At 65.3% G+C, this 13758-nt stretch carries 12 protein-coding genes; 4 read left to right on the top strand and 8 right to left on the bottom strand.

What is annotated here, in order from left to right:
* Positions 1–155: 155 nt before the first annotated feature.
* Positions 156–1073, bottom strand: coding sequence for a transcriptional regulator MetR (gene metR / locus ACIP0B_RS09430; RefSeq protein WP_400831417.1), 918 nt, complete (start codon positions 1071–1073; stop codon positions 156–158).
* Positions 1074–1183: 110 nt separating this feature from the next.
* On the opposite strand from metR, the gene metE reads away from it, so the two are divergent.
* The 4 genes from metE to ACIP0B_RS09410 all read left to right on the top strand — a co-directional run bounded on the left by metE (position 1184) and on the right by ACIP0B_RS09410 (position 6427).
* On the top strand, positions 1184–3493 hold the full coding sequence (gene metE / locus ACIP0B_RS09425; protein ID WP_400831415.1) for a 5-methyltetrahydropteroyltriglutamate--homocysteine S-methyltransferase: 2310 nt from the start codon (positions 1184–1186) through the stop codon (positions 3491–3493).
* A gap of 157 nt (positions 3494–3650) precedes the next feature.
* Positions 3651–4670 carry an alpha/beta fold hydrolase gene (locus ACIP0B_RS09420; protein ID WP_400831414.1) on the top strand — a complete coding sequence of 340 codons (1020 nt, stop codon included), beginning with the start codon at positions 3651–3653 and terminating at the stop codon, positions 4668–4670.
* 141 nt (positions 4671–4811) lie between these two features.
* Positions 4812–5507 (top strand): hypothetical protein, encoded by a 696-nt coding sequence (locus tag ACIP0B_RS09415; RefSeq protein WP_400831413.1) that lies wholly within the window; start codon positions 4812–4814, stop codon positions 5505–5507.
* The gene (locus tag ACIP0B_RS09410) at positions 5504–6427 is read left to right on the top strand and encodes a hypothetical protein (RefSeq protein ID WP_400831412.1); all 924 of its coding nucleotides are present in this window, start codon (positions 5504–5506) and stop codon (positions 6425–6427) included. Before ACIP0B_RS09415 ends, ACIP0B_RS09410 begins: the two co-directional genes overlap by 4 nt.
* 30 nt (positions 6428–6457) lie before the next feature.
* Here ACIP0B_RS09410 and ACIP0B_RS09405 read toward each other — a convergent pair whose 3' ends face one another.
* The 7 genes from ACIP0B_RS09405 to ACIP0B_RS09375 form a co-directional block, all read right to left on the bottom strand.
* Positions 6458–6787, bottom strand: a complete 330-nt coding sequence (locus ACIP0B_RS09405; RefSeq protein WP_400831465.1) for a GlpM family protein — start codon at positions 6785–6787, stop codon at positions 6458–6460.
* Positions 6788–6807: 20 nt separating this feature from the next.
* Positions 6808–8136, bottom strand: coding sequence for a sigma-54 dependent transcriptional regulator (locus tag ACIP0B_RS09400; RefSeq protein ID WP_217890739.1), 1329 nt, complete (start codon positions 8134–8136; stop codon positions 6808–6810).
* Positions 8133–10034, bottom strand: a complete 1902-nt coding sequence (locus tag ACIP0B_RS09395; RefSeq protein WP_400831410.1) for an ATP-binding protein — start codon at positions 10032–10034, stop codon at positions 8133–8135. Before ACIP0B_RS09395 ends, ACIP0B_RS09400 begins: the two co-directional genes overlap by 4 nt.
* A gap of 214 nt (positions 10035–10248) precedes the next feature.
* On the bottom strand, positions 10249–10983 hold the full coding sequence (locus ACIP0B_RS09390; RefSeq protein ID WP_085580189.1) for an amino acid ABC transporter ATP-binding protein: 735 nt from the start codon (positions 10981–10983) through the stop codon (positions 10249–10251).
* Complete coding sequence (locus ACIP0B_RS09385) at positions 10980–11651, bottom strand: amino acid ABC transporter permease (RefSeq protein ID WP_400831464.1); 672 nt, start codon at positions 11649–11651, stop codon at positions 10980–10982. The genes ACIP0B_RS09390 and ACIP0B_RS09385 overlap by 4 nt, the downstream gene beginning before the upstream one ends.
* Positions 11651–12397, bottom strand: a complete 747-nt coding sequence (locus tag ACIP0B_RS09380) for an amino acid ABC transporter permease (RefSeq protein WP_217890741.1) — start codon at positions 12395–12397, stop codon at positions 11651–11653. Before ACIP0B_RS09380 ends, ACIP0B_RS09385 begins: the two co-directional genes overlap by 1 nt.
* 195 nt (positions 12398–12592) lie before the next feature.
* Complete coding sequence (locus ACIP0B_RS09375; protein ID WP_400831408.1) at positions 12593–13507, bottom strand: glutamate/aspartate ABC transporter substrate-binding protein; 915 nt, start codon at positions 13505–13507, stop codon at positions 12593–12595.
* Positions 13508–13758: the final 251 nt, after the last annotated feature.

Raw genomic sequence — 13758 nt, 5'->3', positions numbered from 1 at the left:
CCGGATGTGCCGGCCTCATCGCTTGCAGGCAAGCTCTCACAATGTTCGGTTCAACCCTGCCTCTGAGAACGCCCCGGAACCTGTGGGAGCCAGCCTGCTGGCGATGGCGTCAGTGAAGGCGCCGCAGGACAAAGGCAAGACCGCCCACAAAGCGATCAGCGCACGGCGCTGACGCCGTCCAGGGTCGAGAACGAGGTGTCCTTGGCCGTCAGCAGGAAGTCGCGCATGTACGGCGCGTCCAGCATGTCGGCGCGGATCGCGGCGTAAAGCGTGGCGAACAGGCCTTTCTCCCCCAGCCGCTTGGCCTTCACGTAGCCCCGCGAGCTGTACTCGTGCAGCGCCCAGTGCGGCATGCCGCACACGCCCCGGCCGCTGGCCACCAGTTGCATCATCATCACCGTCAGTTCCGAGGTGCGCACCTGCGCCGGCTCGATGTCGGCCGGCTCCAGGAAGCGGGTGAAGATGTCCAGCCGGTCGCGTTCCACCGGGTAGGTGATCAGCGTCTCGGTCAGCAGGTCTTCGGGGACGATGTACGGTTTGCCCGCCAGCGGATGCTGGTTGGCCACCGCGAGCATGGCTTCGTAGGTGAACAGCGGCACGTAGGTCAGGCCGGCGATCTCCAGCGGGTCGGAGGTGACCACCAGGTCCAGGTCGCCGCGGGCCAGCGCCGGCAGGGGCGCAAAGGAAAAACCTGAAGCCAGGTCGAGCTCCACCTCCGGCCAGGCGTCGCGGAACTGGTCGATGGTCGGCATCAGCCACTGAAAGCAGCTGTGGCACTCGATGGCCATGTGCAGGCGTCCGGCGGTGCCGCCGGCCAGCCGGCCGATGTCGCGCTCGGCGGCGCGCAGCAGCGGCAGGGTGGCGTCGGCCAGTTGCAGCAGGCGCAGGCCGGCGCTGGTGAAGCGCACCGGTTTGGTCTTGCGCACGAACAGCGGCATGCCCATGCGCTCCTCCAGTTCCTTGAACTGGTGGGACAGCGCCGATTGGGTCAGGTGCAGGCGGTCGGCGGCATCGACCAGGCTGTCGGCTTCGCGCAGGGCATGCAGGGTTTTCAGGTGGCGGATCTCAAGCACCGCAGGCTCCATGAACAAAATTTGTAGTCAACACGAAAAGGTTGAGTTTGTCTCATGTTGGTCGGGCTGTCGACAATGGCGCCATCTTTTACTGATGGAGCACCTTCGACATGGCCGTAGCCCACACCCTTGGTTTTCCGCGCATCGGCGCCGACCGCGAACTGAAAAAGGCCCTGGAAGCCTATTGGAAGGGCGACCTCGACCGGGCGGCCCTGGAGCAGGTCGGGCGCGGGCTGCGAGCGGCCCACTGGCAGTTGCAGAAGGATGCGGGCATCGACCTGCTGCCGGTCGGCGACTTCGCCTGGTACGACCAGGTGCTGACCCATTCGCTGACCTTCGGCGTGATCCCCGAGCGTTTCGCCGGCGCGCTCGACGCCCGCGGCCTGCCGACCCTGGACACCCTGTTCGCCATGGCCCGTGGCGCCTCGGCCAGTTGCTGCGGCGAACACGGCCAGACCCAGTACGCCCAGGAGCTGACCAAGTGGTTCGACACCAACTACCACTACCTGGTCCCCGAGTTCACCGCCGACCAGGCCTTCAAGCTCAGCTGGGAACAACTGTTCGATGAAGTCGAAGAGGCCAGGGCGCTGGGCCACAACGTCAAGCCGGTGATCATCGGCCCGTTGACCTACCTGTGGCTGGGCAAGGCCAAGGGCGACGGGTTCGACAAGCTGGACCTGCTGGAGCGCCTGTTGCCGGTGTACGGCGAGATCCTCGGCCGCCTCGCCGCCCAAGGCGTGGAGTGGGTGCAGATCGACGAGCCGATCCTGACGCTCGACCTGCCGCAAGCGTGGAAGAACGCCTTCGAGCGCGCCTACAACATTCTTCAGTACTCGCCGCTGAAAAAGCTGCTGGCCACCTACTTCAGCGGGCTTGAGGACAACCTCGGCCTGGCCGTGAGCCTGCCGGTGCAGGGCCTGCACATCGACGCGGTGCGGGCGCCGGAGCAACTGGGCCAGGTGCTGGACCGGCTGCCCACCTACAAGATCCTGTCCGTGGGCCTGGTCAACGGCCGCAACGTCTGGCGCTGTGAACTGGAACAGGCGCTGGCGCAGCTTCAGGCGGCGCAGGAGCGCTTCGGCGACAACCTGTGGGTCAGCAGCTCCTGCTCGTTGCTGCACAGCCCGGTGGATCTCGAACGCGAAGACAGACTCGATCCCGAACTCAAGCGCTGGCTGGCCTTCGCCGTGCAGAAGTGCGGCGAGATCGCCGTGCTGCGCGATGCGCTGAACGATCCGCACGCGGCCGGAGTGCAGGCTGCGCTGGCCGACAGCCGCGCCGTGGCGCAGAGCCGCGCGCAGTCGCCGCGCATCCACAAGCCTGAAGTACAGGCACGGATCAAGGCGATCGGCGACAAGGACAGCCAGCGCCGTTCGCCGTTTGCCCAACGCATCGCCGCGCAACAGGCGCACCTGCAATTGCCGGCGTTTCCCACCACCACCATCGGCTCGTTCCCACAGACCGGTTCGATCCGCTTGGCCCGCCAGGCCTACAAGCAAGGCAAGCTGTCGGCCAACGACTACACCGATGCCATGCACAGCGAAATCCGCCACGCGGTGCAGGTGCAGGAGCGCCTGGGGCTGGACGTGCTGGTGCACGGCGAGGCCGAGCGCAACGACATGGTCGAATACTTCGCCGAGCAGTTGGACGGCTACCTGTTCACCCGTTTCGGCTGGGTGCAGAGCTACGGTTCGCGCTGCGTGAAACCGGCGGTGATCTACGGCGACCTGAGCCGCCCGAAAGCCATGACCGTGGACTGGATCACCTACGCCCAGAGCCTCACCGGCAAGGTCATGAAGGGCATGCTGACCGGTCCCGTGACCATGCTGATGTGGTCGTTCCCCCGCGAAGACGTGCCGCGCAAGGTGCAGGCGCAACAGCTGGCGCTGGCCCTGCGTGACGAGGTGGTGGATCTGGAGAGCGCCGGCATCCGCATCGTGCAGATCGACGAGGCCGCGTTCCGCGAAGGCCTGCCGCTGCGCCGGGCGCAATGGCAGGACTACCTGGACTGGGCGGTGGAGGCGTTCCGCCTGTGCGCCAGCGGCGTGCGCGACGAAACCCAGATCCACACCCACATGTGCTACAGCGAGTTCAACGACGTGATCCAGGCCATCGCCGACATGGACGCCGACGTGATCACCATCGAGACCTCGCGCTCGGACATGGAACTGCTGGAGGCCTTCGAAGCGTTCGACTACCCGAACGACATCGGCCCGGGCGTCTACGACATCCACTCGCCGCGGGTGCCGGACACGGCCGAGATGGTCAAGCTGATGCACAAGGCGGTGAAGCGGATCCCGGCCGAGCGCCTGTGGGTCAACCCCGACTGCGGCCTGAAGACCCGCGCCTGGCCGGAGACGGAAGCGGCGCTGGTGAACATGGTGGCGGCGGCGCGGCAGTTGCGCAGTCAGCTGGCCTGACGGGGCTGGCCGTGGAGCGTCGTGCCGCGACGCTCCTGCGGCACCGGAGACGACCGTTCGGCAACCTTCATCAAACTGTCACGCAACTGTGGCAGCGCGCTTGAACAAACTTCATCAGACTCGCGCTCTACTGGGGTTCTGCGTTTCGGTGTTTTTCATGCGTTTATTTCTTTTGCTGGCCGCGCTGGTGTTCGGCCTGCCCTCATGGGCGGCATCGCGTTGCGATGTGGATGTGCCGACCGAGCGGGTCGATCTTGCGCAGGTGAGCCTGGCCTACCAGAGCATCGGCCGGGCGTCGGATCCGGCGCTGCTGCTGGTGATGGGGCTGGGCGGGCAGCTGATCCACTGGCCCGACGAGGTGGTGGTCGCCCTGTGTCAGCAGGGCTTTCGGGTGATCCGCTACGACAACCGCGATGTGGGGCTGTCCACCTGGCGGCAGGCGCCCGCCGAGGCCAACCTGACGTTCGAGGTGCTGCGCTACAAGCTCGGCCTGCCGGTGTCGGCGCCGTACAGCCTGACCGACATGGCCGACGACGCGCTGGGCCTGATGGATGCGCTGCACGTCGAGCGGTTCCATGTGCTGGGGGCGAGCATGGGCGGGATGATCGCCCAGCACCTGGCGGACATGGCGCCGCAGCGGGTGGAGAGCCTGACGCTGATCATGACCAGTTCCGGCGCCGAGGGTTTGCCGGCGCCGAGCGCAGCGCTGGTGCAGCTGCTGTCGCGGCGCGGTGCGCCGAGCCGCGAAGTGGCGCTGGAGCAGCAGGCCGACCTGCTGGCGGCCCTGGGCAGCCCGACGGTGCAGGACGACCGCCAGGCGTTGCTGCATCAGGCGGCGGTGGCCTACGACCGGGCGTTCAACCCCGAAGGCGTCAAGCGCCAGATCATGGCGATCCTCGCCGAGCCGAGCCGGGTGGCGCTGCTCAACCGGTTGCGCGTGCCGACGCTGGTGGTGCACGGCACCGCCGATCCGCTGCTGCCGGTGATGCACGGCGTGCACCTGGCGGCGCATATCCAGGGCAGCCAACTGCGGCTGATTCCGGGGTTGGCCCACCGTTTCCAGGAGGCGTTCAAGGCGCCGCTGCTGGCGGCGGTCTTGCCGTACCTGCAAGCGCACCGGGAAGACACCTCGCATTGGGCCCGGATCGGGCCGGTGGCGGGCAACAATCTGCTTTGATTCAGGGCTGTCGGGGACGCCGGAGCAAGAAATCGTCATGGGCGACAATTTCCAGTCGTCAAAAAAATATCAATGTGCCACTATTGCCGCCTTTCCGCTGCCGCAATGACAGCGATGATTTCAAGCATAGGGATTTGATCCATGACGTACCGCGCTTTCCGCACCTGGGCTGTGTTGACGCTGCTCGCCTGCCTGACGCTCACCGGCTGCGCCCACGTGCAGCCGCCCGTACCGCTGGACAATCAGTTCTGGGATGCCAAGGAGCCGACCATCGGCGTGGCGATCAACGCCGTGCCCGTACCGGTGCTGGCTTTGACCGGCAATCAGGGGCTGCTCGACCTGGCCATCAACAAGGGCGTCAACAGCAAGCTCAGCGACAACGTCGAAACCTGGCAGGTGCGCGACCTCAACACCCTGCCGGATGCGATCGTCGCCAAGCTGCAGGCCAAGGGCTACAAGGCCAAGCGCATCGAAGAGCCGCTGAACCTGGCGTCCTACAAGGAAGTGTCGTTCCGTGAAGGCTACATGAGCCGAGACCTGACGGCGCTCAAGGCCACCTACGGCGTCGACCGTCTGGTGCTGGTGAACGTGTACGCCACCGGCGCCACACGCAGCTACTACAGCATCGTGCCGACCAGCGCGCCGATGGCGCAGGTGAGCGGGCAGGGCATGGTGGTGGACCTTTCGGACAACCGGCTGCTGTGGTTCAAGCCTTTTGTCGTGACCCAGGCCGCCCAGGGCGAGTGGGACGAACCGAACTACGCCAACCTGTCCAACGCCTTCTACCAGGCCATGGATGACAGCCGTCAGCAAATGATCACCCCGTTCGCGCAATGAAGCGCCGTTTCGCGGCGGCCGGTGCGCCGGCCCTGCTGACGGCGGTGCTGCTGGCGCTGGCCGGCTGCGCCCAGAAGCCGCTGCCGCCGGCCGGCTTCAAGGATCCGTCCGCGTTGCCCTACGTGCAGGCCCACGGGCTGAAGGTCGACGTGCAGGTGCCGCCGGACTTCGTCGGCGCCAGCACGGTGATCGATTCCAAGGCCGCGCTGAAGGCCCAGTCCTCCAGCCACAACCTGGTCGCCAGCTCCGGCAACAGCGCGGGGCTGGCCGGCATCATGGTCGCCAGCCTGATCAACACCCAGATGGGCAGCGGCACCTTGCAGCGCGATGCGGAAAAGGCTGCGTTCAACGAATCCCGGCCGTTGGCCGACCTGCTGGCCGGCATCCCGGTGCAGGAACGCCTGCAGCAGCGCTTTGCGCAGGCTTCGCAGGCGGCCGGGCTCAAGCAGGGCGAGGGCCAGGTCACCGCGCGTCTGGTGATCGAACCCAAACTGATGCTGACGGCCGACCGCGGCAGTTTTCTGCTGATCAATCAGGTGCAGGTCCAGGACATCGCCGGGTCGCCGCTGTACCGCATGAGCATCGAAGTGGCCAGCCAGCCGATCCGTCGCTGCGGGCAGAAATGCATCGACGACGGCAGCCTTGAGCTGGCGAAGGTCACCGCGGTGCTCGACGAGTGCATCGACGAGGCCATGCGGGTGCTCGCCGCCGACCTGACGCAGCCGCCGGCGCCAGCGGCCGCCCAGGAAACCCTGCGTTATGTGCTCGACGGCCAGCGGGTGGTGGAGCGCGGTTACCAACTGAACCGCGGCGGCGACTACTGGCGCTACCGCAACCTCTACGGTGCGGTGAAGTCGGTGCCGGTGCCGTTCGAGGATGCGCTGACCCCGGCGCAGCTCGACAAGGTCTACGGGCGCTGAGGCGCCCCGGCCGGGCGCCCTTGGCGGGGCTCAGCTGTGCAGGCGCACCCAGACCGTGACCAGCACCGTCGCCGCCATCAGCCAGGCCACCGCCGCCAAGGCCAGCGACGCTTCCAGGCGCATCCGGTCGACCATCACATACAGCGTCGCCAGGTAGACGAAGTACGGAATGATCGACCACATGCCGAACACGATGGTGGTCTTCAGGTCGTCGACCGAACGACCCTTGCCGACGATGTAGTGGGCGATCAGGGCGAAGGTGGGAAACAGCGGCACCAGGCCGGCGATGTAGTAGTTCTTGGTCTTGGACAGCGCGGCGAGAATCACCACCACCGCCGCGCCGATTGCCGCTTTCAGAATCAGGTCCACTGTGATCTCGCTTAATGGCTCAGGCCGTATTTTTTCACTTTGTCGAACAGCGTGGTCTTGGCCATGCCCAGTTCCTGGCTGGCCTGGGTCAGGTTGCCGCCGCTGCGCTGCAACGCATCGCCCAGCAGGTTGCGCTCGAAGGCCTCCACCGCCTCGGCGAACGCCAGGCCCTGGCCGGCGCTGCCGGCGCCGGACTTCTTGAAGGCCGGCAGGCCCAGGGCGAAGCGCTCGGCGACGTTGCGCAGCTCGCGCACGTTGCCCGGCCAGTCGTGGCTCATCAGGCTCGAAAGCGTCTGGTTGTCCAGCTCCGGCGCGGTGCGGTCGAAGCGCAGCGACGACTGCTGCAGGAAGTGCTCGAACAGCTGCAGGATGTCTTCGCGGCGCTCGCGCAGCGGCGGCAGTTCCAGGGTCACCACGTTGAGCCGGTAATACAGGTCGCTGCGGAACTCCCCGGCCTTGCTCGATTCGTTCAGGTCCGATTTGGTGGCCGCGATCACCCGGCAATCCACCGCCACGCTCTGGTTCGAGCCCAGGCGCTCGAGCGTGCGTTCCTGCAGCACCCGCAGCAGTTTGATCTGCAGCGGCAGGGGCATGCTTTCCACTTCGTCGAGGAACAGCGTGCCGCCGTCGGCGTGTTCGATCTTGCCGATGCGGCGCTTGCCGGCACCGGTGAAGGCGTTGGCTTCGTGGCCGAAGATTTCGCTCTCGAACAGGTTCTCCGGCAAGCCGCCGCAGTTGAGGGCGACGAAGGCCTTGCCGTGGCGCCGGCTGAAATCGTGCAGGCAGCGGGCGACCAGTTCCTTGCCGGTGCCGGTCTCGCCCTCGATCAGCACGTTGGCCGAGGTGTCGGCCACGTTGGCGATCAGTTCGCGCAGGTTCTGCATGGCCGGCGAGCGGCCGATGATCCGCCCTTCGAGGGAGTCGCGCTCGGCCAGTTGCCGGCGCAGCGACGAGACTTCCCGGGCCAGGCTGCGCTGCTCCAGGGCGCGGCGGGCGACGTCCACCAGGCGTTCCGGGGAGAACGGTTTTTCCATGAAGTCGTAGGCGCCTTTCTGCATCGCGCCGACCGCCATGGAGATGTCGCCGTGGCCGGTGATCAGCACCACCGGCAGGCTGCGGTCGCGGGCCTTGAGCCGGGTCAGCAGCTCCAGGCCGTCGATGCCGGGCAGGCGGATGTCGCTGATGACGATCCCGGCGAAGTCGTCGCCGACCCGCGCCAGCGCCTCTTCGGCGCTGCCCACGCCGATGCAGGGAATGTCCTCCAGGGCCAGGGCCTGCTGGCAGCCGAGCAGCACATGGGGGTCGTCTTCGACGATCAGCACACTAAGGTCGTTGTTCATATCGGCTCGGCAGGGTTGGGGCTTACCAACGGTAAACTGAGGACGAAGGTGGTGCCGCCGTCGGCCGGGTGTTCGACACCCAGGTGCCCGCCGGTGGCGGCGGCCAGGCTCGCGGACAGGGTCAGGCCCAGCCCCAGGCCCTGTTCGCCGGGTTTGGTGGTGAAGAACGGCTCGAACAGGTGCTTGCGCGCCTCGGCGTCGATGCCGTGGCCGTTGTCGCGCACCCGCAGGCGGTACTTGCCGTCGAACGTCTCGCCTTCCAGCCACAGCGCCGGCAGCGGTTGCGCCTGCATGGCGTCCAGCGCATTGCCGATAAGGTTGACCAGGATCTGTTCCAGGCGGGTCTGGTCGATCTGCACCTGCACGTCGTCGAACCGGCGGTGCAGTTGCAGGGCGGTGTTCTCCAGGCGTGCGCCGAGCACTTGCAGCGCGGCGTCCACGGCCTTGCCCAGGCTGGCGCGGCCCTTGTCGTCGCCGCGGCGGGCGAACGAGCGCAGGCTGGCGGTGATCCGGCCCATGCGGTCGATCAGGTCGTTGATGGTCTTGAGGTTGGTGCTGGCCACGTCGAGCTGGCCGCGCTCAAGGAAGCGCACGGTGTTGCCCGACAGCGTGCGCATCGCCGCCAGCGGCTGGTTCAGTTCGTGGGCGATGCTGGTGGACATCTGGCCGATGGCCGCCAGTTTGCCGGCCTGCACCAGTTCGTCCTGGGCCCGGCGCAGGGTTTCCTCGGCCTGGCGCCGTTCGCGGATCTGGCCCTTGAGGCGGTCGTTGCTGGCGCGCAGGTCGGCGGTGCGCTCGGCGATCCGCCGCTCCAGTTGGTTGTTGGCTTCCTGCAAGGCTTCGCGGGCGGCGAGGCGGGTGGCGATCACCTTGCGCCGTTCGTTCCAGGCGATCAGCAGGAACGCCACCAGCGCGAACGCGACGGCCACCAGGATGCCCTGGTTGATGGCCTCGCGGCGCAGGTCCTGCAACGGCGTGAGCAGGGTGAAGTTCCAGGGGGTGTCGCTCAGCGGCCGGGTCTGAGCCAGATAGCTGATGTTCTCCTCGTCGCTGCCCAGTTCGCTGTTGGCCGGGAAGGTGATTTTCTCCACGCCTTCGGCCAGGGTCTCGCGGGCCAGCGGTTGCAGTTCGTTGAGCGGGAACCAGTAGTACTGCAGGCTGCGGGCGAGCTTTTCCTTGGTCTCGTCGCTCAGCGGCACCACGGACTTGAGGCGCCGGGCCGGGTCGCTGGAGAGAATGATGATGCCGTTCTCGTCGCTGACGAACGCCTCCAGCCGCGCCCGTTGCCAGCGTTCCTCCATGGCCTCCAGCCGCACCTTGACCACGGCGACGCCGATGATCTTGCCGTGCTCCTCCAGGCCGTGGGCCAGGTAGTAGCCGGGTTCGCCGTTGGTGCTGCCGATGCCGTAGAAACGGCCGGGCTGGCCGCGCACGGCCTTCTGGAAATAGGCGCGGAAGGACAGGTCTTCGCCCAGGTAGCTGTCGACGTCGCGCCAGTTGCTGGTGGCCATCACGCGGCCGGTGGTGTCCATCACGTAGATGGCCCGGCTGCGGCTGCGCCGGTTCAGGCCTTCAAGGTAGTCGTTGACCGTCTGCCGGTGTTCCGGGGTCGGGTCGTCGAGCAACTGCGAGACGCTGGTTTCGAGTTCCAGCAGGCTCGGCAGGTAGGTGTATTTGCTGATCTCGCTTTCGACCGCCCGGGCGTGCAGCTCCAGCTGGCGCTGGCCGTTTTCGCCGAGGCTGCGGATGCCGAAGTGCTCGCTGGTCCAAAAGCCCAGGCAGCCTAGTCCGACCATCAGCGCGATGACCAGGGGCGGCAGGAACAGATGGCGGATCAGACGGGGTTTCACGGCAAGTGACGGCGGCGCTGCGCGATAGAGATTGGGGTCGCATTTCATCACAGATGCCTTGGGTCAACCAGCGTTGCCACGGGGAACGCCGATTTGGTCGAACACCGAACCTGTGGCGAGGGAGCTTGCTCCCGCCGGGTCGCGCAGCGACCCCGAAACCGGCCAATGCATTTATGCCTGGGGCAACGCATTGGCCGGTTTACGACTGCCTCGCAGTCGAGCGGGAGCAAGCTCCCTCGCCACCAGAGAGCGGTGTAGCGCTTTAGTGCTGCAGGATTTTCTCGAGGAAGTGCTGTGCACGCTCCGAGCGTTGGCTCACGTCGCCGAAGAACTCCTCTTTCGGGCAGTCCTCGATGATCTTGCCGGCATCCATGAAGATCACGCGGTCGGCCACCTTGCGGGCGAAGCCCATTTCGTGGGTCACGCACATCATGGTCATGCCTTCCTGGGCCAGCTGCACCATCACGTCCAGCACTTCGTTGACCATTTCAGGGTCCAGGGCCGAGGTCGGTTCGTCGAACAGCATGACGATCGGGTCCATCGCCAGCGCACGGGCAATCGCCACGCGCTGCTGCTGGCCGCCGGACAGTTGGCCCGGATGCTTGTGGGCGTGGGCCGAGAGGCCGACGCGGTCGAGCAGCGCCAGGCCTTTCTTGGTGGCCTCTTCCTTGCTGCGGCCCAGCACCTTGATCTGCGCGATGGTCAGGTTCTCGGTGATGGTCAGGTGCGGGAACAGCTCGAAATGCTGGAACACCATGCCCACGCGCGAGCGCAGTTTCGGCAGGTTGGTCTTCGGGTCGGCGATCGAGGTGCCGTCGACCACGATGTCGCCCTTCTGGAAGGGTTCCAGCGCGTTGACGCACTTGATCAGGGTCGACTTGCCCGAGCCCGACGGGCCGCAGACGACGATCACTTCACCTTTCTTGACCTCGGTGCTGCAATCGGTCAGCACCTGGAAGTCCCCATACCACTTGTTGACGTTCTTGATAGAGATCATACGGCGAACCTTTTTTGCAGACGCTTGACCAACCGCGAGGCGGCGAAGCTGATGATGAAGTAGACGAGACCTGCGAAGATCAGGAACTCATTGGAGCGGCCGATGATGTCGCCACTGGCGCGCGAGGCGTTGAGGAAGTCCACCAGGCCCACGGTGTAGACCAGCGAGGTGTCCTGGAACAGGATGATGCTCTGCTGCAGCAGCAGCGGGGTCATCTTGCGGAACGCCTGGGGCAGGATGATCAGGCGCATCATCTGGCCGTAGGTCATGCCCAGCGCCTGGGCGGCGCCCATCTGGCCCTTGGGGATCGACTGCACGCCGGCCCGCACGATTTCGCAGAAGTACGCCGCCTCGAACATCATGAACGCCACGATGCAGGAGGTGAACGCGCCGATCGGGGTGTCTTCGCCGGTGATCCAGCGCAGCACGAACGGCACCGCCAGGTAGAACCAGGTGATCACCAGCAGCAGCGGGATCGAGCGGAAGTAGTTGACGTAGGCGCCGGCGACGTTCGACAGCACTTTATTGTGGGACAGGCGCATCAACGCCAGCACGGTGCCCAGCGCGATGCCGCCGACGACGCCCAGGGCCATCAGCTTGAGGGTCATCAGCATGCCGTTCCACAGGCCGGGAATGGCCGGGACGATGCCACTGAAATCGAATTCCATCATTTACCCCCTACTGAGATCAGGCCCGGTACGGCGACTTTCTTCTCGACCAGTCGCATCAGCAGCATCAGGCTCATGTTGAGGGTGAAGTAGATCAGGGTGGCCAGGGTGAAGGCCTCGAACAGGTTGGCCGAGAACTCGGCGGTCTGCTTGGTCTGGGCCAGCAGCTCCATCAGGCCGATCAGGGACGCCACGGAGGAGTTCTTGAACACGTTCAGGAATTCCGAGGTGAGCGGCGGAATGATGATCCGGTAGGCCTGGGGCAGCAGCACGTTCCAGTAGATCTGCGGCAGCTTGAAGCCCATGGCGCGGGCGGCGGATTCCTGGCCGCGCGGCAGCGCCTGGATGCCGGTGCGCACCTGCTCGCAGACACGGGCGGCGGTGAACAGGCCCAGGCACACGACGACGCTCAGGTAGGCCGAGGTGGTCGGGTTCAGGTCCTGCTTGTACCACTCCTGCAGGTCCGGCGGCAGCAGGTCGGGCACCAGGAAGTACCAGATGAACAGCTGAACCAGCAGCGGCACGTTGCGGAACAGTTCGACGTAGCAGGTGGCGATGCCCGCCACGAGGCGGTTCGGCACGGTGCGCATGATGCCCAGCAGCGAGCCGAGCATCAGGGCGATGATCCAGGCCACGATGGCGATGGCGATGGTCCAGCCCAGGCCGGAGATGAACCAGTCGAGATAGGTCTCGCTGCCCACGCCGGTGGACTTGAAGAACACGCCCCAGTCCCAGTTGTAATTCATTAGGGTCTCCCCTCGGATTCGATCATGTACAAGTGCCCGCCTGGGGAAGCTCCGTTCCCGCCCTGATCGTGAAAATCAGGCACACGCGATCGGCTCGACAGCCACCGGTTCGAGTGTTTCCAAAAAAGTGCCAGCAGGGAGTGACCATCCCCTGAAACGGCATGCGCCGTCCCAGGGGATAAGGTTAGTCAGAAATCAGGATTTCTTATCGTCAGCCGCTTTGTCGGTCGGGTTGGCGATCAGGGCCTTGAGTTCGTCGCTCATCGGGAAGTTCAGGTTCAGGCCCTTCGGCGGGATTGGCGACATGAACCATTTGTCGTAGATCTTGTTGATCTCGCCGGACTTGTAGGTGGCGACGATGGCGTCATCCACAGCCTTTTTGAACGGCGCATCGCCCTTGCGCATCATGCAGCCATAGATCTCGTAGGACTGCGGAGTGCCGGTCACGGCCCAGTCGGTGGCTTTCTTGGCCTTGGCGGCTTCGCCGGCCAGCAGGGCGTCGTCCATCATGAACGCGACGGCGCGGCCCGATTCCAGCATCTGGAAGGATTCGCCGTGGTCCTTGGCGGAGATGACGTTCATGCCCATCTGCTTGTCGGCGTTCATCGCCTTGAGGATGCGCTCGGACGTGGTGCCGGCGGTGGTCACGACGTTCTTGCCTTTGAGGTCGTCGAAATCCTTGTACTGCGAGCCGGCCTTGGTGAGCAGGCGGGTGCCGATCTCGAAGATGCCGACGGAGAAGTCGACCTGCTGCTGGCGCTCGACGTTGTTGGTGGTCGAACCGCATTCGACGTCGACGGTGCCGTTCTGCACCAGCGGGATGCGGGTCTGCGAGGTCACCAGGTTGTACTTGACCTGCAGGTTCGGCATGTCCAGGTCTTTTTTCAGCGCTTCGACGATGGCCAGCTGAATATCGTGGGAGTAGCCGACCGGTTTGCCGGAAGCGTCAGCGATGTAGGAAAACGGGATGGAAGCGTCACGGTGGCCCAGGGTGATGACGCCGGACTCTTTGATCTTCTTGAGGGTGCCGGTGAGCTCGGCGGCGAAAACTGGTGTGCTGATCAGAGCGGCAGCAATGGCTGCGCCCAGGATATGGGGAACGATGCGCATCAAATTTTCCTCGACATTGTTTTTTTTATGGAGCCGGTTGAGCGGGCCCTTTTGTGCTTCGAATGCCTGACGGCTCCTGTTGTGTTGGCGCGGCAGGCATTCGTCGGAAGAGTGTAGAGCATGAGTCGTGCCAGACCACTTGAGGTAGGTCAACTCATTGATTTAATTGGGTATTAAAGTTTTGTGATGGTGTTTTTCCGCCTTTCTGATCCGGTTTACCGAACCGACCGGAGAGTCGCGTTCGGAAAACC

The organism is Pseudomonas sp. NPDC089534 (genome assembly GCF_044749305.1).
GTDB classification, from domain to species: domain Bacteria; phylum Pseudomonadota; class Gammaproteobacteria; order Pseudomonadales; family Pseudomonadaceae; genus Aquipseudomonas; species Aquipseudomonas ekonensis.
This window is presented reverse-complemented; position numbering and strand designations above follow the sequence as displayed.